The organism is Nocardioides sp. LS1 (assembly GCF_003865225.1).
Classification (GTDB): domain Bacteria; phylum Actinomycetota; class Actinomycetes; order Propionibacteriales; family Nocardioidaceae; genus Nocardioides; species Nocardioides ginsengisegetis.
In genome coordinates, this window is record NZ_BIFF01000002.1 from 1453060 (window position 1) to 1471882 (window position 18823).

Annotated in this window: 16 protein-coding genes; 4 read left to right on the forward strand and 12 right to left on the reverse strand. The window is 72.2% G+C overall.

Annotation, left to right across the window (positions count from 1 at the left end):
- Complete coding sequence (locus EJF31_RS11765; protein WP_185736218.1) at positions 1-807, reverse strand: tyrosine-protein phosphatase; 807 nt, start codon at positions 805-807, stop codon at positions 1-3.
- Positions 808-894: 87 nt separating this feature from the next.
- Between EJF31_RS11765 and EJF31_RS11770 the strand changes: the two genes are divergently transcribed.
- Positions 895-1317: a PLD nuclease N-terminal domain-containing protein gene (locus EJF31_RS11770; protein ID WP_260430793.1), complete on the forward strand. Its 423-nt coding sequence runs from the start codon at positions 895-897 to the stop codon at positions 1315-1317.
- Here the strand turns inward: EJF31_RS11770 and EJF31_RS11775 are convergent.
- The 8 genes from EJF31_RS11775 to EJF31_RS11810 form a co-directional block, all read right to left on the reverse strand.
- Positions 1314-2102 (reverse strand): DUF1295 domain-containing protein, encoded by a 789-nt coding sequence (locus EJF31_RS11775; protein WP_260430794.1) that lies wholly within the window; start codon positions 2100-2102, stop codon positions 1314-1316. The two genes, EJF31_RS11770 and EJF31_RS11775, sit on opposite strands and share 4 nt — an antisense overlap.
- A 19-nt stretch (positions 2103-2121) precedes the next feature.
- The gene (locus tag EJF31_RS11780) at positions 2122-3429 is read right to left on the reverse strand and encodes a cyclopropane-fatty-acyl-phospholipid synthase family protein (RefSeq protein WP_125037215.1); all 1308 of its coding nucleotides are present in this window, start codon (positions 3427-3429) and stop codon (positions 2122-2124) included.
- Positions 3426-4739 carry a cyclopropane-fatty-acyl-phospholipid synthase family protein gene (locus tag EJF31_RS11785; RefSeq protein ID WP_125037216.1) on the reverse strand — a complete coding sequence of 438 codons (1314 nt, stop codon included), beginning with the start codon at positions 4737-4739 and terminating at the stop codon, positions 3426-3428. Before EJF31_RS11785 ends, EJF31_RS11780 begins: the two co-directional genes overlap by 4 nt.
- On the reverse strand, positions 4736-6760 hold the full coding sequence (locus tag EJF31_RS11790; RefSeq protein WP_125037217.1) for an FAD-dependent oxidoreductase: 2025 nt from the start codon (positions 6758-6760) through the stop codon (positions 4736-4738). Before EJF31_RS11790 ends, EJF31_RS11785 begins: the two co-directional genes overlap by 4 nt.
- Positions 6760-7551 (reverse strand): anti-sigma factor domain-containing protein, encoded by a 792-nt coding sequence (locus EJF31_RS11795; RefSeq protein WP_125037218.1) that lies wholly within the window; start codon positions 7549-7551, stop codon positions 6760-6762. The genes EJF31_RS11790 and EJF31_RS11795 overlap by 1 nt, the downstream gene beginning before the upstream one ends.
- Entirely contained in the window at positions 7548-8150 is a 603-nt protein-coding gene (sigK, locus tag EJF31_RS11800) for an ECF RNA polymerase sigma factor SigK (RefSeq protein WP_125037219.1), read from the reverse strand. Before sigK ends, EJF31_RS11795 begins: the two co-directional genes overlap by 4 nt.
- Positions 8151-8187: 37 nt before the next feature.
- On the reverse strand, positions 8188-8823 hold the full coding sequence (locus tag EJF31_RS11805) for a fasciclin domain-containing protein (protein WP_125037220.1): 636 nt from the start codon (positions 8821-8823) through the stop codon (positions 8188-8190).
- A 115-nt stretch (positions 8824-8938) separates the two neighbouring features.
- Entirely contained in the window at positions 8939-10468 is a 1530-nt protein-coding gene (locus tag EJF31_RS11810) for a molybdopterin-dependent oxidoreductase (protein WP_125037221.1), read from the reverse strand.
- A gap of 56 nt (positions 10469-10524) precedes the next feature.
- Here EJF31_RS11810 and EJF31_RS11815 point away from each other — a divergent pair, with 56 nt between their 5' ends.
- On the forward strand, positions 10525-11283 hold the full coding sequence (locus EJF31_RS11815) for an enoyl-CoA hydratase-related protein (protein WP_307718974.1): 759 nt from the start codon (positions 10525-10527) through the stop codon (positions 11281-11283).
- 50 nt (positions 11284-11333) lie between these two features.
- On the opposite strand, the gene EJF31_RS11820 is transcribed toward EJF31_RS11815, so the two are convergent.
- Entirely contained in the window at positions 11334-11909 is a 576-nt protein-coding gene (locus tag EJF31_RS11820; RefSeq protein ID WP_125037223.1) for a hypothetical protein, read from the reverse strand.
- Between the two features lie 221 nt (positions 11910-12130).
- On the opposite strand from EJF31_RS11820, the gene EJF31_RS11825 reads away from it, so the two are divergent.
- On the forward strand, positions 12131-14299 hold the full coding sequence (locus EJF31_RS11825) for a UvrD-helicase domain-containing protein (RefSeq protein ID WP_125037224.1): 2169 nt from the start codon (positions 12131-12133) through the stop codon (positions 14297-14299).
- Here EJF31_RS11825 and EJF31_RS11830 read toward each other — a convergent pair.
- Entirely contained in the window at positions 14292-14828 is a 537-nt protein-coding gene (locus EJF31_RS11830; protein ID WP_125037225.1) for a dihydrofolate reductase family protein, read from the reverse strand. The two genes, EJF31_RS11825 and EJF31_RS11830, sit on opposite strands and share 8 nt — an antisense overlap.
- Before the next feature lie 98 nt (positions 14829-14926).
- On the opposite strand from EJF31_RS11830, the gene EJF31_RS11835 reads away from it, so the two are divergent.
- Positions 14927-16861 carry an anthranilate synthase family protein gene (locus tag EJF31_RS11835; RefSeq protein WP_125037226.1) on the forward strand — a complete coding sequence of 645 codons (1935 nt, stop codon included), beginning with the start codon at positions 14927-14929 and terminating at the stop codon, positions 16859-16861.
- 37 nt (positions 16862-16898) lie between these two features.
- Here EJF31_RS11835 and EJF31_RS11840 read toward each other — a convergent pair whose 3' ends face one another.
- Positions 16899-18803 carry a FlgD immunoglobulin-like domain containing protein gene (locus EJF31_RS11840; RefSeq protein WP_125037227.1) on the reverse strand — a complete coding sequence of 635 codons (1905 nt, stop codon included), beginning with the start codon at positions 18801-18803 and terminating at the stop codon, positions 16899-16901.
- Positions 18804-18823 lie beyond the last annotated feature (20 nt).

The following is an 18823-nucleotide window of genomic DNA, read 5'->3' on the forward strand; positions in this document are numbered from 1 at the left end:
TCAGCCGGTCAGCTTGGCCCGCAGCGACGCGAGCGCTCCCTCACCGAGGCCGAGTCCCTCGGTGAGGTAGGCGTGCAGGGACCCGTACGACGCGGCGACGGCGAAGTAGGCCTGGCCGAGGTAGGCCTCGTCGGCGACGAGCACCCGCTCGTAGGTCTCGACGAGGTGCTCGCCCATGGCGGAGGAGACGATCTCGAGGTACGTCGCGCGGCTGGACGTCGCGAGCTCGTTGGTCGCGAGGTAGTCGGCGAGGACGATCTCCTCGGGGACGCCCGCGAGGTGGAGCAGCAGCGCGGCGGCCCAGCCGGTGCGGTCCTTGCCGGCGGTGCAGTGGAACAGCTGCGGCCCGTCGGGCTCGGCGAGCTGCTCGAACATCGCGCCGAAGGCCGCCCGGCAGTCCGGGTCCGCGACGAAGCCGGCGTAGATCCGCTCCATCATGTCGATCGCCGCCTCGGGGCTGCCGAGCGAGGCGATCTCCTCCATCGGGATGCCGAGGACCGGGAAGCCGTGCCAGGTCGCGCCGGGCACGACCGCGTCGGGGTGCGCGCCGGTCTCCTCCGCGACCCGCAGGTCGTGGATCCGGGTCAGCCCGAGCCCGGTCAGGGACAGCACGTCCTCGTCGGTCAGCTGCAGCTCGTTGGACCGGTAGAACACGCCGGGCCGCACGCGGCCCCCGTCGACGGTCGGATAGCCGGCGCCGGGGCCGGCCACGTCGCGGAAGTTGTCGGCCGAGGCCAGGCGGAACAGCTCGCGGGCCAGCCCGGCGTCGGACCCGGCTTCGCGCTCGGCGTCGGGCTCTCGGGTCACTTCCGTGACTCTACGGGCCGGATGTTGCGGCCGGGGAAACGCCGGGAATGCGTGCCTCGGGAGCGTGCTGTCGACCACACTGTGCGCGTGATCAAGCTCGACCTTCTCGTGGCCGTCGTGTCCTTCGCCCTCTGGGTCTACTGCCTCATCGACGTCATCAGCACGCCCGAGGCGCGGATGCGCAACCTGCCGAAGGTGGTGTGGGTGCTGCTCGTGCTGATCTTCCCGCTGGTGGGGTCGATCGCCTGGCTGGTCGCCGGGCGGGCGGAGACCAACGCGCGGCGGTCGGCCCACGAGCGGGAGGCGCCGGGCTTCCCGGAGTACGACCGGCCCGGTCGTGCCGCGCCGGCCGATCCCGCCAAGGACGAGGAGTTCCTCCGGCAGGTGCGCGAGCGGGCCGAGGAGCAGCGCCGCCGCCACGAGCAGGCCCGGCGCGAGCGGGAGCGGCTCGCCGAGGAGGAGCGCGAGCGGCTGCGCAGGCGCAGGGACCAGGACGGCCAGGAGGCCTAGCGCTTCTTCGGCGGCAGGGGCACGAACATCGACGTCCGCGCGGCGTACTCCGGATAGCCCGGTCGCCGCATCATCGTCTGCTCGAGCAGCCGGGCCCCGGTCGCGAAGACGAGGAAGTAGGTCATCATCGCCGGCGCGATGATCGTCAGCACCGCCGGCAGCCAGCCGGACGCCAGCCCGCCGGCGACCCAGAGCCCCCACCAGACGCACGCGTCGCCGAAGTAGTTGGGGTGCCGGGTCCACGCCCACAGGCCGCGGTCCATGACCGGTCCGCGCTGCGGGTCCGCCTTGTACGCCGCCAGCTGGGCGTCGCCGACGCTCTCGAACACCACGCCCAGCAGCCAGACGGCCACGCCGACCCAGACCACGACCGGCCACGCGACGCCCCAGATCGCCGCGGCCTGCAGTGGCAGCCCGACGAACCAGATCGCCACGCCCTGGACGAGGAACACCTTGCGGACCGCGACCGCGAAGCCGACCTCGGACAGCGGGCCGCCGAGCATCGCCTCGTAGCGCGGGTCCTCGCGGTGCCCGCCCCCGCTGGAGCGCCGGAAGATGTGCCACGAGAGCCGGGCGCCCCACACCGCGACGAGCGCGAGCAGCACCCACGACTGCCAGGTGCCGGCCACGAGCGCGCAGACCAGCGCCACCGCGACGAGGCCGATGCCCCACGCGACGTCGACGACGGCGACGCGGCCGACCCGGCGGGCGGTGAGCGCGGTCGCCGTCATCACGAGGGCGGCCGCGAGGAACGACAGGACGACGACGGTCCAGAAGTGGTTCACCGGGCGATCATCCCGTGGTTCAGAAGGTCCGGAGGGACGGCAGCGTGTGCGGCGCGCCGGGGCGGACCATGAGGATCTGGTCGACGCCCATCCGGCCGTCGCGGAAGGACATCGAGCCGCCGACGAGGTAGAGGCGCCACACGCGCACGACCTCCTCGCCGACCAGCTCGGTGAGCCGCTCGATGTTGGCCTCGAAGCGCTCCAGCCAGCCGGCGACCGTCAGCACGTAGTGCTCGCGCAGGCCGTGCACGTCGCGGACCTCGAGCCCGCCGCGCTCGAGGTGGGCGACGGTCTCGCCGACCGGCCGCATGTACATGTCGGGGGCGATGAACGACTCGATGAACGGGCCGCCGCCGGGCCACTTGCCGGTGCGCGACATCTGCTGGATCAGCACCCGGCCGCCGGGCCGGACCGAGCGGCGCAGCACCTCGGCGTACGTCGGGTAGTTCTTCTCGCCGACGTGCTCGCCCATTTCGATGGAGGACACGGCGTCGAAGTGGTCGCGCTCGGGCACCTCGCGGTAGTCCTGGAGCCGGATCTCGACCCGGTCCTGGAGGCCCCGCTCGGCGATCCGGGCGTCGATGAACTTCTTCTGCTCGGCCGCGATCGTGACGCCGGTGACCCGGGCGCCGAAGTGCTCAGCGGCGTGCAGGGAGAGCGACCCCCAGCCGCAGCCCACGTCGAGGAGCGTCATCCCCGGCTCGAGGCCGAGCTTGGTGCAGACCAGCGACAGCTTGGCGCGCTGCGCCTCCTCGAGGGACACGTCCGGGGTGGCGTGGTAGCCGCAGGAGTAGGCCATCGACTCCTCGAGGATCAATGAGTAGAACTCGTTGGAGAGGTCGTAGTGGTGGCTGATCGCACGCCGGTCCCGCAGGGCGCTGTGCAGCCGGCCCTTGATGTTGGCCTGGGAGGCGGGGGCGGCCGGCGGGCGACCGAGGGCTCCGAGGCCGACGGCGGTGCGGACGGCCTGCGCGAGGGCTGCCGGCGACGGCCGCCCACCGGGGAGGCCCCGCTCGCGGGCCACGGCGAAGGCGTGGGTGAGGGCCTGGTCGAGGTCGTGGTGCACCTCGAGCTCGCCGGTCACGTAGGCCTGGGCGGCGCCGAGCTCGCCCGGGTGCCACAGCAGGCGGCGTACGGCGTCGACCGAGCGCAGCTCGACCAGCGGCGCGTCGACGGGGCCGGCCTCGGAGCCGTCCCAGGCGCGGAGCCGCACCGGCAGGTCGCCACCGACGAAGGGGCGGACGGCGTCGGCGAGCCGGAGCGCGATCCCGCTGTCGACACCGCCGTTGGTCGAGCCTGCCGAGACCGTGTACTGCACCTGCGTCATCGGGCGGTCTCCTGCGGGTCGGTCGGGCGGGTGAAGGTCAGCTGGTTGACGTCGATGTAGCCCGACGCGAAGCCGCCGCGGCTGTACTCCAGGTAGAAGTGCCACATCCGCAGGAACGTCTCGTCGAAGCCGAGCTCGAGCACGCGGTCGTGACCGGCCTGGAACGTCTCGTCCCACAGGCGCAGCGTCTCGGCGTAGTGGGCGCCCATCGACAGCCGGCCGGTGAGGCGCAGGTCGGTGTGCTCACGGGTGATCTCGTCGATCACCTGCACGGAGGGGAGGAAGCCGCCGGGGAAGATGTACTTGTTGATCCACGTGAAGGTGTTCTTGGTGGCGCGCATCCGGTCGTGCGGCATGGTGATCGCCTGGATGCCGACCTTGCCGCCGGGCGCGAGCACCCGGTCGATCGTCTCGAAGTACGTCGGCCAGTACTGCCAGCCGACCGCCTCGATCATCTCCACCGAGACGACGGCGTCGTAGGAGCCGGTCACGTCGCGGTAGTCGCACAGCTCGACCTCGACGCGGTCGCTGAAGCCGGCGTCGGCGATCCGCGCGTCGGCGAGGGCCTTCTGCTCGGTCGAGAGAGTGATGGTGTGGACGTGGGCACCGCGGCGGGCGGCGCGGATGGCCAGCTCACCCCAGCCGGAGCCGATCTCGAGGACCCGCGAGCCCTGACAGACGCCGGCCTCGTCGAGCAGGCGCTCGATCTTGCGGCCCTGCGCCTCGGCGAACAGCTCGTGCGTCGCGGCGTACGGCGCCCCCGCGACCAGGTGGTCGCCCACGTGGTCGTGGGCGGTGGTCACGTCGGACTCGAACAGCGCCGCGGAGTAGCTCAGCGACTCGTCGAGGAACAGCTCGAAGAGGTCGTTGGAGAGGTCGTAGTGGTGCGCGATGTTGCCGCGGGTGTTCTTGGTGCTGTTGCGGTGCATCCGCGGCGGGCGGGCCACGACCATGGCGCGGAGCTTCTGGAGGTTCTGCGGGACCAGGTCCTGCACCTCGGCCGCGAGCACGGTGAGGAAGGCGCCGAGGTCCTCGGCGTCCCAGGCCCCGGTGAGGTAGGCCTCGCCGAAGCCGATCAGCTGGTGCCGGCCGATCCGGGCGTAGAACTCCTCGGACCGGTGGATGGTGGCCTCGGGGCCACCGCGGCCGATGGTCTCGCCGTCGACGTGCACGGTCACGTCGAGCCGGTTGACCGCGGCGTGGAAGAGCCGGCGGGCCACGCGCGAGCTGACGGCGGAGCGGGGGCCGGAGGGGATCACGTCCAGGCCGGGCCAGTAGTTGGCCGCCTGGCGGGCGGGGGCGAGGGTCATCTCGTCACGCCTTCCTGGTGGTGGGCCGGTCGGGGGCGGACCGGCAGTCGGCGCGCCCAGAGCCAGATGCCGTGGGCGCGGATCAACAACGACCCGACCAGCGCGGCGGGTGCGGCGCGCAGGGCGGTCGTGCGGTCGGGGTGACCGAGGGGCGTCCCGGTCAGGGACGCGCTGAACGGGGCGCCGTCCTCCGTGCGCAGCGTGACCGCCACGTGGAGGCGGCCGGCGGGCACCGGGACCGCGAGGTCGTAGGTGCCGTCGGTGCCGTGGAACGGCGAGACGTACATCGCCTTGGGCGTCGTGGCCCGGCCCTGGGCGTCGGGGTGGACGAGGTAGGCGTGCCGGTCGCCGTAGGTGTTGTGCACCTCGACGACCGTCGCGGCCTGCCGGCCGTCGGCGTCGAAGCACCAGAACACGCTGATCGGGTTGAAGCAGTAGCCGAACGCCCGCGGCTGCGCGGCCATCAGCACCCGGCCGCCGGCCAGGTCGATGTCCGACTGCGCGAGGAACGCCTCGAGGTTCTCGCGGATCGTGCGGTCGGGCGACCCGAGGTGGTCGCGCGCCTCGAAGCTGCCCAGCACCGGGGCGAGCGGCCCGTGGTCGGGCAGCGCGTCGAGGTCGACGACCCAGGTGCGGCTGCGGTGGGTGAACGTGCGCCTGAAGGGCGTCCGGCGGGTGTGCCGGATCGTGGTCTCGTAGACCCCGGTCGTGGCCCGCTCGGAGGGTGCCGACGGCGCGGCGGGCCAGGCGAGTCCGAGGTGCTCGACCGCGGCCAGGCCGGAGCGTGCACCGTCCTCGTGGAAGCCCCAGCCGTGGTAGGCGCCGGCGAAGGCGACCCGGTCGGAGTTCAGCGCGGGCAGGCGTCGCTGGGCCGCGACCGAGGTGGGGTTGTAGAGCGGGTGCTCGTACTCCATCCGGTCGATCACGGTCGTCGGGTCGACGAGGTGCTCGCCACCCAGCGTCACGAGGTAGTGGGTCTCGGTGTCGAGGCGCTGGAGCCGGGTCAGGTCGTAGGTGACCGTGACGCCCTCGCCCTCACTCCGGGGGCGGCGGAAGTTCCACGACGCGCGGGCGTTCTCGGCCCGCGGCAGCAGCGAGGTGTCGGTGTGCAGCAGCGCGGTGTTGGGGGAGTAGGGCATCGCGCCCAGCACCTCCCGCTGCTCATGGGTCGGCTCGGCCAGCATCGTCAGCGCGTGGCTCGGGTGGGTGGCGATCACGACGGCGTCGTACGTCGTGGTGTCGCCGTTGCCGTCGGTCACCTCGACCCCGGTCGCGGTCTCCAGCACGGAGGTGACCTTGGCGCCGAGCCGGACCTCCTGGAGGGCGGCGCCGACGCGGCGGACGTACTCGCGGGAGCCGCCGGTGACGGTGCGCCACGTCGGCGAGCCGTAGATCGAGAGCATGCCGTGGTGCTCGAGGAAGGAGAAGAGGTAGCGGGCCGGGTAGTCCAGCGAGACCTCGGGGTCGCACGACCACACGGCGGCCACGACGGGCTCCATGAAGTGGCGGGCGAAGTAGGGGGTGAAGCCGCCGGCGCGCAGGAACTCGCGCAGCGTGGTGTCGTCGCCGGCGTCGGTGCGGCTCTCGGCCAGCAGCGCGCGGGCGCGGCGGTGGAAGCGGGGGATCTCGGTGAGCATCCGGAGGTACGCCGGACGACGCAGGTTGTCCGACGTCGGGAAGACGCCCTTGCGACCCAGCGCGCCGGCCCACTCCAGGCCGGTCTCGTCGTCGCGGATGGACATCGACATCTCCGACTCCTGGGTCTGCACGCCGAGCTCGGCGAACAGGCGGAGGAGGGTCGGGTAGGTGCGCTGGTTGTGCACGATGAAACCGGTGTCGATGGCCAGCTCGCGGCTCTGCCCGTTGCTGACCTCCGGCACGAGGTGCGTGTCGGCGTGACCGCCGAGCCGCTCGTCGGCCTCGAAGAGGGTGACGTGGGCGGTGCGGGAGGCGACGTAGGCAGCGGTCAGCCCGGCGACGCCGGAGCCGATGACGGCGACCCGGCTGGGTGGCGTGCGCATCAGGCGTTCTCGAAGGCGAAGAGCGCCACGGGCTCGGTGGTGGGGACGTGCGAGCCGCCGGCGGGCTCGACGGTGATGCCGGCCCCGAGCGCGTTGGCGATGTTGCCGTCGAGCACCACGGTCGCGTCGGCCGCGGTCATCAGCCCGCCGGGCACCGGGACCATGCCTTCGTCGGCGTCCTGGAGCCACATCTCGTAGACCTTCCCCGCCGGCAGCGGGGGCAGGCCCTCGGTGCTGACGAGGAGCTGGTTCAGCGACTTGGACGCGATCACGGTGGCCTGGCCGCCGTCGACGCGCTGGGTCACGGTCACCGCGTCCGGAGCGTTGCGGATCCGGTCGGCGGCACTGGGCTGGGTCTGGCTGCTGGAGTCGTGCCAGGGCTGCCAGACGGCGCCGGTGCCGATCGCGGCCACGGCGGCCGCGGCGGCGACCAGGCCGGTGAGGCGACGGCGCAGCGGACGGCGCAGCGGCACGACGGTGCCGGGGGCCGAAGGTGCGGCGGACTCCTCGCCGACCGGCCCGGTGACGGGCTCGGGGACGGGCTGGAGGGTGGTGCCGGTCAGCGGCGGCAGCGGGCGGACCGCGGCGATGTCGGCCAGGACCCGGGCCCGGAGGCCCTCCGGCGGAGCAGCCATCGTGGTCTCGGGCAGCAGTGCCGAGGCCTCGCGGAGGCTGTCGACCTCGGCCTGGCAGTCGGCGCACACCGCGAGGTGCCGCTCGAACTGGGGGCGCTCGATGTCGTCGAGGGCGTCGATGGCGTAGGCGCCGGACAGCGCGTGGATGTCGATCATGCTCCTACTCCCATCGTGTCTCTGAGTCTGATGAGGCCGTCCCGTATTCGGGTCTTGGCGGTGCCGACCGGCAGGTCGAGCATGCTCGCCACCTCGGTGTGGGTGTATCCCCCGAAGTACGCCAGCTCCAGTGCCTCGCGCTGGACCTCGGTGAGGGTGGCCAGCGCGCTGCGGACCCGGTGTGCCTCGAGCGAGGCGTGTGCGGCCTCGGCGGTCGAGTCGTGGTCGACCGGCTGGTTCTGCTGGTGGTACGACGTGTCGCGTCGGGTGGACGCCTCGGCGGACCTCACCCGGTCGACCGCCTTGCGGTGGACGATCGTGAGCATCCACGCGAGCGGGCTGCCCTTGGCGGGGTCGAACCGGCCCGACGTACGCCAGATCTCCGTGAAGGCCTCCTGGGCGACCTCCTCGGCCTGGGCCCGGTCCCGGACCACGCGCACCGCGAGCCCGAAGACCCGCGTGGAGGTGGCGTCGTACAGCTGGGCGAAGGCGGCCTCGTCGCCCCGCCCGGAGAGCTTGAGCAGCTCGGCGAGGTCGGGCGCCACCGGCGCTCCCCCCTCGGAGGGAGCGCCGGAGGCCACAGGCCGGATCTGGTTCACGGAGTGATCCTTGCGTGTTTGTCCCGGGATCGGAACGTCAGGACGGCATCAGGACGGAGTCGATGACGTAGACCGTGGCGTTCGAGGTCGGGATGTTGCCGCAGAGCACGTTGGCCGCGGTGTCGCCGTTCTCGACCGTCATGCCGTTCGTGTCGCCGTCGACGGTGACCTGGTCCTTGTTGAGCGTGTCGTGCGTGCCGACGACCGCGGACGGGTCGAGCTGGCCGGCGAGCACGTGGTGCGTGAGGATCGCGGTCAGCGTGGCCTTGTCGGCGAGCACCTTGTTGAGGGTGGCGGCCGGGATCTTCGCGAACGCGTCGTCGGTCGGCGCGAACACGGTCAGCGCGTCGGCGGAGTTCAGGGTGTCGACGAGGCCGGCCTTGGTCACCGCGGCGACCAGGGTCTTCAGGAGCGGGTTGGCGCTCGCGGCGGAGGCGACCGGAGCGGTGGCCATGCCGTTGAAGGAGCCGTCACCGGAGGCCGGGATGGCGGAGCAGCCGGGGCCGAACGTCTGCGAGCCCGCGTCGTCGGCGGAGGCCGAGGTGCTGCTGCCCATCGAGTCGTCGGAGGCCTTGGCGCTCGAGTTGTCGGAACCGCAGGCAGCGAGGCCGAAGGAAGCGGTGAGCGCCAGGGCGGCGATGCCGGTGGCCTTGCGGAGGTTGGTGCGCTTCATGGTGGGACCTTCCGTTGTGGTGCGGTGGTGTGTTGGTGACATCTGGTCTTCGGTGCCGGGGGACCGGCGGATTGGGCGGATGTGCCCGATTTGCGGAAACTTCTGGTGACCCGCGTCACGCGACGGTGACGACGACCTCCTGGATGCCCGACGAGCCGTCGGGGAAGGGGGTCGCGCGGACGGCGGTCTGGTCGCCCTGGGAGCTGACGGCGCGCACCGCCAGGGAGTGCTGGCCGGGCTCGGCGGTCCAGGGGAGGTACCACTGGCGCCAGTAGTCCTGGCCGCCCGACGGGCCGAGGCGGGCCTCCTGCCAGCCGCCGCCGTCGATGCGGACCTCGACCTTCTCGATCCCGCCCTGGTGCTGCGCCCAGGCCACGCCCCCGATGACGGTGCGGCCCTTCTTGACGGTCGACAGCGGCTTGGGGGTGTCGATCCGGCTGGAGATCTTGATCGGGGCGTCCGTGGCCCAGTCGCGCTGGGTCCAGTAGACGTCGGTGTCGGCGTACGTCGTCAGCGTGATCCGGGTGATCCACTTGGTCGCGCTGATGAAGCCGTAGAGGCCGGGGACGATCATCCGGGCCGGGAAGCCGTGCTCGCGGGGGAGCGCGGCGCCGTTCATGCCGACCGCGATCATCGCGTCGCGGCCGTCGGTGGCCAGGTCGAAGGGCGTGCCGATCGTCATCCCGTCCACGTCGGTCGAGACGATCTGGTCGGCCTTGGTGTTGTCGATCCCGGCCTTGTCGAGCAGCGTCTTGAGGGGCACGCCGAGCCAGCGGGCGGCGCCGATGTACTTGCCGCCGATGTCGTTGGAGACGCAGGTGAGGGTGATGTCGCGCTCGATCAGGTCCATCGCGAGCAGGTCGTCGAAGGTGAAGGTGACCTCGTTGTCGACGTCACCGTCGATGGTCAGGCTCCAGCCGTCGATGCTGACGACCGGCAGCGAGAGCCGGGTGTCGACGCGGTAGAAGTCGGCGGTGGGGGTGCGGAACGGCGAGATGCCGGGGACCCGGTCGTCGAGGCCGGCGGGGAGCGCCTTGGCGGCGTCCTTGGCCGCGGGGAGCTGCACGTTCTCCGGGCGGGTCCGGTAGGAGGTGATCCAGCGGCCCGCGCCGCCCATCACGGCCGCGGCCGCGGTGAGCGCGCCGGCGGCGACGAGCACGGTCCGGCGGTTGGTGCCGGCTCCCGCGACCGCCGGGGCGCTGTTGGCGGCGCCGGTCGCGGGGTGCCGCGAGCGGTCCAGCCACCAGAGCGAGGCGACGCCCGCGACGGCGGCTGCCAGGCTCGGCAGCAGGTCGCTGACGCCGGCGCTGGGCCGGTTGAGGGCGGTGAACGCGGCGACCGCGACCAGGAGGACGAGCAGCGCGGCGCCGTACACGAAGCGCTTGAGGGCCAGCAGGCCCGCGACGGCCGCGAGGAGCAGCACGCCGGCGAAGACGTTGCCGATCAGGATGGTCTTGTCGTTGCTGCCGAAGTGGGCAATGGCCCACTCCTTCATCGGGGTCGGGGTGAGGTCGATGACCTGCGAACCCACGGCCAGGACCGGGGAGGCGGAGGGGTTGGTGAGCGACGCGACGAGGTGGCCGAGGGCGACACCCACGACCGTGGACAGCACGCCGAAGAAGGCGTACAGAAGTCGGGTTCTCATGGGTGTTGTTCGGAGCCGCGGCCGGTTCGGATGGGTGGTGCGGCAGGATGACGGGCATGTCTGAGACCCCCGCCGAGCTCGTGCACCTGTCCGTCGCCGACTCCGTCGCGACGATCACCCTGGACTCCCAGCACAACCGCAACGCCCTGTCGCGGCAGCTGGTGACGGAGCTCTTCGGGCACCTCGAGGCCGCCGAGGCCGACGACGCGGTGCGGGTCGTGCAGGTGCAGGCCGAGGGCAGGGTCTTCTGCTCGGGGGCCGACCTGGCCGAGGCGAGCACCGAGGGCATGGAGGTCGGTGCCCGCCGGATCGTGGACCTGCAGCGGCTGATCGCGACCATGTCCAAGCCGGTCGTGACCCGCCTGCACGGCGCGGTCCGGGCCGGCGGCATCGGCATCGTGGCCGCCTCCGACATCGCGATCGCGTCCGAGGACGCCACCTTCGCGCTGACCGAGGTCAAGCTCGGCCTGGCCGCCGCGATCATCTCGCTGACCGTGCACGCGCGCATGAACCCGCGCGCCGCCGCGCTGACCACGCTGGGCGGCGAGGTGTTCACGGGCGCCGACGCCGCGGCGTACGGGCTGGTGACGAAGGCGGTCCCCGCCGACGCCCTCGACGACGAGGTCGCCGCGGTCTGCGCCTCGCTCGCCACCGGCGCGCCCCAGGGGCTGCGGGAGTCCAAGCGGATCCTCAACCGGGACCTGGTCGCCCGGATCGACGCTGGTGGCGAGGAGATGGCGCGGCTCTCGGCCTCGCTGTTCGCCTCCGACGAGGCGCGTGAGGCGATGACCGCCTTCCTGAACCGGAAGAAGTAGTCGCCCCACCCGCCTCGCAATTCACGGGTTGACCCGTGAATTTTCCGCGCTCAGCCCGCGGCGAGCCGGGGACCGAGGACCAGCCCGGCCTGGTGCACCTCGCCGTCGAGGCGGGCGTCGTCGGCGTACTGCTTCATGCCGTCGGAGGAGCTCGCGAAGGCGCCGCCGCCGACCCTCACCCAGGCCGGGTCGTCCAGGCACGAGCGGGGTACGACGACGTGGACGGTCCCGGTCGAGCGGGTGACCTGCTTGGTCATGTCCGCGCAGGCGACGGTCTTGCCGCGGTGGTGCAGCGTGAAGTCCTTGGTCTGCCCGAACTTGAGCACCTGCACGGTCCAGCGGCCCTGCTCGGGCGTCTTCACCTGCCAGATCACGCCCCAGTGGTCCTTGGCGATCGTGTCGAGGACGAGGGTGGTGGAGAGTGCCGTGCCGGTGTGGTTGACCCGGAGCCGGCGGATGTCGGCGGTGCGGTTGTCGGGCGCGGGCCGGTCGGTGCCGGCGTCGTCGCGGACGACGTCGTGGCGGGCGTCGCCGTGGCCCTGGACGGCCGCCTGGGCCGGGGCGGGGGACACGGCCAGGGCGGTGCCGAGCAGGGTGAGACCGGCGGTGAGGGTGCGCAGGCGCATGGAGCGGGGGTTCCTTCCCGAGGGGTTCCCGTGACGGGCGTACGCCCCCACCTTCTCGAACGGTTTCGGGTGCCTCGGGAGCGGGGTGCGCGCGATCACCCCTTCGGGCCGTGAAAACCGGTCATTGGCGTGTTCGGGGGCAGGTAGGCTTGTCGACTCGCCAGTCCCGGGTCGGGGCTGGACGTTTCGGGGGAAGTTTTTCGGGTCTGAGGGGAACGGCGTTGTCAGAAGAGCTCGTCGAGAACGAGATCGCCCAGGAGCAGGCGTTCGTCGACCGTGTGCAGGTGCAGCTGGTGAAGTCCGCGAAGGCGGCGCAGGAGCTCGCCCGGGAGGGGCACGGCCGCGGCCGGCTCGGCCATGAGGGTGGCCTGGTCGAGCGCGACGCGATGGTCTTCCAGGCCGCCAAGCGGATCGCCCAGCTGGACGCCGCGCACGAGGGCCTGGTCTTCGGCCGGCTCGACCTGCGCACCGAGCTCGACGCGGCGCCGCGCTACATCGGCCGGATCGGGCTGCGCGACGAGCAGCGCGACTCCCTGCTGATCGACTGGCGCGCCCCCGCCGCCGCGGTGTTCTACCAGGCGACCGCTGCCGAGCCGCAGGGCGTCGTACGCCGTCGGGTGCTCCGCTCGACCGGCCCGACGGTGATCGGCGTCGAGGACGAGCTGCTCGACGCCGAGGCCGAGACCGACCTGCCGATCGTCGGTGAGGGCGCCCTGATGGCCCAGCTCTCGCGCGCCCGCGACCGCTCGATGCACTCGATCGTGGCGACCATCCAGGCCGAGCAGGACAAGGCGATCCGCGCGCCCGGCAAGGGCGTCGTCTCGATCTCCGGCGGCCCCGGCACCGGCAAGACCGTGGTCGCGCTGCACCGCGCCGCCTTCCTGCTCTACACCGACCGCCGTCGCTACGAGGGCGGCGGCGTGCTCGTCGTCGGCCCCAGCGGCGTCTTCATGCGCTACATCGAGCGCGTCCTGCCGAGCCTCGGCGAGACCGCCGTCGCGCTGCGTTCGCTCGGCGAGGTCGTCGACGGCGTGAAGGCCTCCCGCCACGACGAGCCCGCCGTGGCCGACGTGAAGGGCTCGGCGCGGATGGCCGAGCTGATGCGGCGTACGGCGCGCCAGCAGGCGCCCGGCAGCCCGCAGGAGTTCCGGGTGTTCTGGCGCGACGACACGATCGTGCTCGACCGCGGCACGCTCGGCCGGCTGCGCCGCCAGCTGATGAGCCAGGGCCGCCGCAACCGCCAGCTGCCCCGCGTCGCCACCACGCTCCTCGACGCGATGTGGCGCCAGGTCCGGGGCGAGCGCGGCCGCGACCGCGGCCGTGAGGCCTTCAACGACGACATGCTCGGCAACCAGGCCTTCGTCGAGTTCGCGGTGGCCTGGTGGCCGCCGCTGGACGCCCCGCAGGTGCTCGGCTGGCTGCGCGACCCCGAGCTGCTCGCCCGCGTGGGCGAGGGCCTGGTCTCGCCGGAGGACCAGCGGCTGCTCGCCAAGTCGTGGAGCGGCGACGGCTCGCTCTCGGTCGAGGACGTGCCGCTGCTCGACGAGCTGCGCTACGCCCTCGGCGACGTGCCGGCGCGCACCGAGGAGGACCACGACCTCGACGACCACATCGGTGGTGACCTCCAGGAGCTGACGACCGCCGCCGAGCGGGAGTACGCCCCGTCGGGTCGCGCCTGGGCCCCGCCCACGCACCGGATCGAGGACGACGGCTACGCCCACGTGCTCGTCGACGAGGCCCAGGACCTCACGCCCATGCAGTGGCGGATGGTCGGCCGTCGCGGTCGCGGCGCGTCGTGGACGATCGTCGGCGACCCCGCGCAGTCGTCGTGGCCGGTGCCCGCGGAGTCCGCCGAGGCCCGCGCCGCCGCGCTCGAGGGCAAGGACCTCCACGAGTTCCACCTGTCGACCAACTACCGCAACTCCTCGGAGATCTACGCCTACGCCGCGGCCTACGCCGAGCGCGTCGGCCTCGACGCCGACCTGCCCACCGCCGTCCGCTCGACCGGCATCGACCCGAAGGTCGTCACCGGCTCGGCCGACCTCGAGTCGGCCACCCGGGAGGCGGTCCGCGAGGTGGCCGAGCAGGTCGCCGGCACCGTCGGCATCGTGGTCCCGGTCGCGCGGCGCTCGGAGGTCAACGCGTGGCTGGCGTCCTGGCCGGAGTTCGCGGACGACGCCCCCGGCGCCCGCGCCGCGGTCGACTCGGCCGTGGCCCCCTCCGGCGAGGACCGGGTCGTGGTGCTGACCGGCCTCGACACCAAGGGCCTGGAGTTCGACGGCATCGTCGTCGTCGACCCCCAGCAGATCGAGGACGAGTCGGTCACCGGGCGCGCGACGCTCTACGTCGTGCTCACCCGCGCGACGCAGCTGCTCACCACGGTCAGCTGACGCGGCGGTAGTGCACGAGCAGCGCCCCCGTGGGGGTGGCACTGCTCGCCACCAGCTCGTACGCCGTCGGCACGCCGTCGCCGAACAGGCGCCGGCCCTTGCCGGCGACCCGCGGGGCCACCACCAGGCGCAGGTCGTCGACGAGCCCGGCGGCGAGCAGCGACGCGGTGAGCTCCATCGACCCGTGCACCCCGACGTCGCCGCCGTCACCGGCCGCGAGCCCGCGCACGAACTCGAGGACGTCACCCTCGATGGCGCGCGCGTGCGGCCAGTCGCCCGTCAGGGGCGACGACGTGGCGACGTACTTCTCGACCGCGTTGATGAAGTCGGCGAAGGGCTGGATGTCCGAGGAGGGCCAGTAGCGCGACCACTCGTCGTGCATCCCGCGGCCCAGCAGCACCGTGTCCTGGGTGCCGATCACCTCCGCGAGGTTGGCGTCCATCTCCTCGTCCCACTCCAGGACGAACTCGTCGGGGTCCTGCGCGACCCCGTCGATCGACACCAGCATGTAGGCCACGATCCTGCGCATCTCTCCACCTCTCGGAAGCATCCTCGACGGCCCGTGACCGGGCCACCACGCGGTGGACCGCGCCCGGCGGCCGAAATCATCGCAACTAGGCTTCGCCCATGACTGCGACGACCTCTGCCCGGGAAGCCATCGAGGCGCTCCAGGGGCACGAGGCCTGGGCCATCATCCGGCGCTCGACCCGCGGTGGCGACCGCGACACGGTCGGACTGGTGGGTGGTCGGCGCAGCGTGGTCGAGTCGATCCTCGACGTGCCGCTGGCCGACGGGGCGCCCGACGACGGGCACATCGCCGACCGGCTGCTGGCGATCCCCTTCCGCCAGGTGGCCGAGCGTGGCTTCGAGGCGCACGACGACGGCACCCCGCTCGTCGTCGTGGACGTCGAGACCGAGCTGGAGTTCTCCGTGGCCGAGGTGGTCGACGCGATCGACGACACCGGCGTCGACTTCGCCGACCGCGGCGGCTTCGAGACCGACGACGCGACGTACGGCGAGCTCGTCGACGCCATCATCCGCGACGAGATCGGGCAGGGCGAGGGCGCCAACCTCGTCATCGGCCGCCACTACCGCGCCACCGTCGCCGACTGGGGCGCGGACAAGGCGCTCACCGTCTTCCGCCGCCTGCTCGAGCGCGAGCGCGGCGCCTACTGGACCTACGTCTTCTTCACCGGCGACCGCTACCTCATCGGCGCGAGCCCCGAGCGGCACGTCTCCATCCACGGCGGCGACGTCCGGATGAACCCCATCAGCGGCACCTTCCGGATCCCTGCCGAGGGCGACACCAAGGCTCAGCTCCTCGACTTCCTCCACAACGAGAAGGAGATCTACGAGCTCTTCATGGTCGTCGACGAGGAGCTGAAGATGATGTGCGACATCTGCAACGAGGGCGGCCAGGTGCTCGGGCCGTTCCTCAAGCCGATGAGCCGCCTCGTCCACACGGAGTACCTCCTCGCCGGCCGAACCAGCCGCGACCCCCGTGAGGTGCTGCGCGACACGATGTACGCCGCCACCGTCACCGGCAGCCCGGTCGAGAACGCCTGCCGCCTGATCAAGCAGTACGAGCGGGACGGACGCGGCTACTACGGCGCCGCCCTCGCGATCCTGGGCCGGGACGCCGCCGGCGGGCCGGTCGTGGACAGCCCGATCGTGATCCGCACCGCCGACGTCGACCTCGAGGGCAACCTCACCGTGACCGCCGGCGCCACGCTCGTGCGCGACTCGGACGCGGCGTACGAGGTCGCGGAGACCCACGCCAAGGCCGGCGGCATCCTCAGCGCCTTCGGCCTGGTGCCGCCCGCGCCGGTGCCGAGCGCCAACCTTGCGGAGCTGGTCATCGACGAGGACGTGCTGCTCGCCCTCAACGCCCGCAACCGCCGGCTCAGCCGCTTCTGGCTCACCGACCAGGGCGGCTCGCCGCCCGACCCGCGCCTCAAGGGCCGGTCGGCGGTGATCCTCGACGGCGAGGACGACTTCGTGAACATGCTGCGCCACGTCCTCGGCGTGCTCGGCATGACCAGCGAGGTGGTGCGCCACGACGAGTACGTCGACGGCGTGCTCGACGGCTTCGACCTGGTCGTCGTTGGTCCCGGCCCGGGCGACCCGCGCGACGACGCGGACCCCAAGATGGCCAACCTGCGTGCCGCCGTCGCCCGGCTGCTCGAGCGGGAGCAGCCGTTCCTCGCGGTCTGCCTGGGGCACCAGGCGCTGTGCCACCAGCTCGGCATCCCGCTGGCCTACAAGGACATCGTCTTCCAGGGCACCCAGTCGCCGGTCGAGATCGACGGCCGGACCGAGCGGGTCGGGTTCTACAACACCTTCGTCGGCCGGGTCTCGACAAGCTCGACCACCGACGGAGGCTCGACCCCCGGGAGCGGGCTCCCGGCCGGGGTCGAGGCCTCGGCCGACCCCGTCACCGGCGACATCCACGCGCTCCGCGGGCCGCACTACCGGGGCATCCAGTTCCACGCCGAGTCGATCCTCACCGAGCACGGCTACGACCTGCTGCACGACCTCGTGGGCAGCCTGCTCCTCGACTGAGCGGCGACCGCTCGGGTCGCCGCTCAGTCGATCCGTATCACTGCAGGGTGGAGTAGGCCAGGGTGACCCGGAACGCCTTGACGTCGTAGTAGTAGCCGTCGCTCGTTCCCGACCACCACCGGAACGTGTGCTTCTTGGTCACGAAACTGGAGGCGTCGACGCCATCGCCGCCGTGCCACCCGGCACCAGCCTTGAGCAGGGCGCCGCTGCTGCTGATGTCGCCGCTCCTGGTCTCGTAGAAGACGAAGCCCACGTCGTTGAACCCCGGCACCGATCGCTGCCCGTAGCCGTCGACCCTGACTCGCCCGTACCGGGCCGCGGCGGGAACCTTCACCGAGTGGCGGGTGAACGCGATCAGCTGGGTGTCGCTCGGGGCGTAGCAGACGTCGTAGTTGCTGGCGTAGGTGTAGGACCCCGGCCAGGAGCGTCGTGCCGGGTAGAAGATCTCGGAGCAGCCGCCGATGAGGTGACCGATCGTGCTGGCCCTGGGTGTCAGCACCGTGGCGAAGGTGTGCTTCACGAGGTGCTTGCCGGACGCGGTCAGCGTCCCGAACGCCGAGCTGCCCTCGTTGCCGGCGACGTCACGCATCAGGAGCCGGAAACGATAGGCCCCCGGGGTCGCGACGGAGCCGGATGACGTTCGCCCGTCCCAGGTGACGCGGTAGGTCCCCTGCTTCGCGGCGTGCGGGGTGAGCGTCCGGACGCGGTGCCCGCCGGCGTCCCGGATCTCCACCTTCACGGACGCGAGGTTCTCGGAGAGCCGGGAGACGAGCGCGGCAGAGTCGAGGTAGCCGTCCTTGATCGGGTAGAAGGTGCCGGGCTTGGCGTGGAGCTGGGTGGCCGACGGCGCCTTCGTGTCGATCAGGACGCCCCGCTGGGCGTGGCCCGTGATGGTGCCTCCGGTGATCTCCCGGGTCGTGTCCAGCACGATCGTGTAGGCGCCGTTGGGCAGTGCACTGCCGTTGCCCGCCTGTCCCTTGAAGGTCAGCTCGTGCTCACCGGCGGCCTGGGTGCCCAACGCCTTCGGTCCCAGCACGACGTGTCCGGAGGTGTCGCGCACCTCCCACGTGACGTCCTGCGGGCCGTCCAGGCTGTAGCGCACGGTGGACGTGTCCAACCTGCCGTCGCCGTTGGGGCTGAACGGTGACGGTGAGACCGAGCCGATGACCGGTGACAGGGCGTGCTGCACCGTGATGCCCACCTGGTTGCTGACCTCGCCGGCGCAGTCGATGAAGGCGGCGTCGCACTGGATGGCGCCGAGCGTGTGCTGGCCCGCCGTCACTCCGCTCGTGTCGATCGTCGCCTGGTGGGGTGCCGTGCTGCTCTGGCCCACCACGGCACCGTCGAGGAGGTAGCGGATGCCGCCACCAGCAGCGTCGGTCTGGGCGACGACGCTGGAGCCGACGACGGCCCCGTCCGTCGGACTCGTCAGGGCGATCGGAGCATTGTCCACACTGAAGTTCACCGCGGCCTTGGTCGTGCCGCACGCCGTGCCGTCGCAATCGACCGCCAGCAGCATCTGGGGGCCGGTGAGGCCGAACGTGTCGAACTGGGTGGTCGCCACGCCGTTCTGCACCGCCACGTCCCGCGACCAGGCAGATCCGCTGATGCTGAACCGCACGATCGAGGCCGTGGACGTTGCCGACACGGTCGTCAGCTGTGAGACCACCGCGTCCTGGGCCGGCGCGGTGATGCCGGGCTTGGTCGAGATGAGGGAAGGAGCGGCTGCTCCCTGCCTCTCGGTGTGCCGTGCCGCGATGGCCCGGGTGAGCGCGCCGAGCTGGTCGGCTGCGGCGGCCGCGTCGTCCCGGTGGACGAGCTGTCGGCCGGACGCCGACAAGACCCGGTGTCGGTCGTCGACGGATGCCGTCGACGGGGCCGACATGGCCAGTGGCAGGGTGGCCGCGATCGCGATGCTCACCAGTGGATACAACGACTTCATGGGTGACTCCTTGCTGCTTC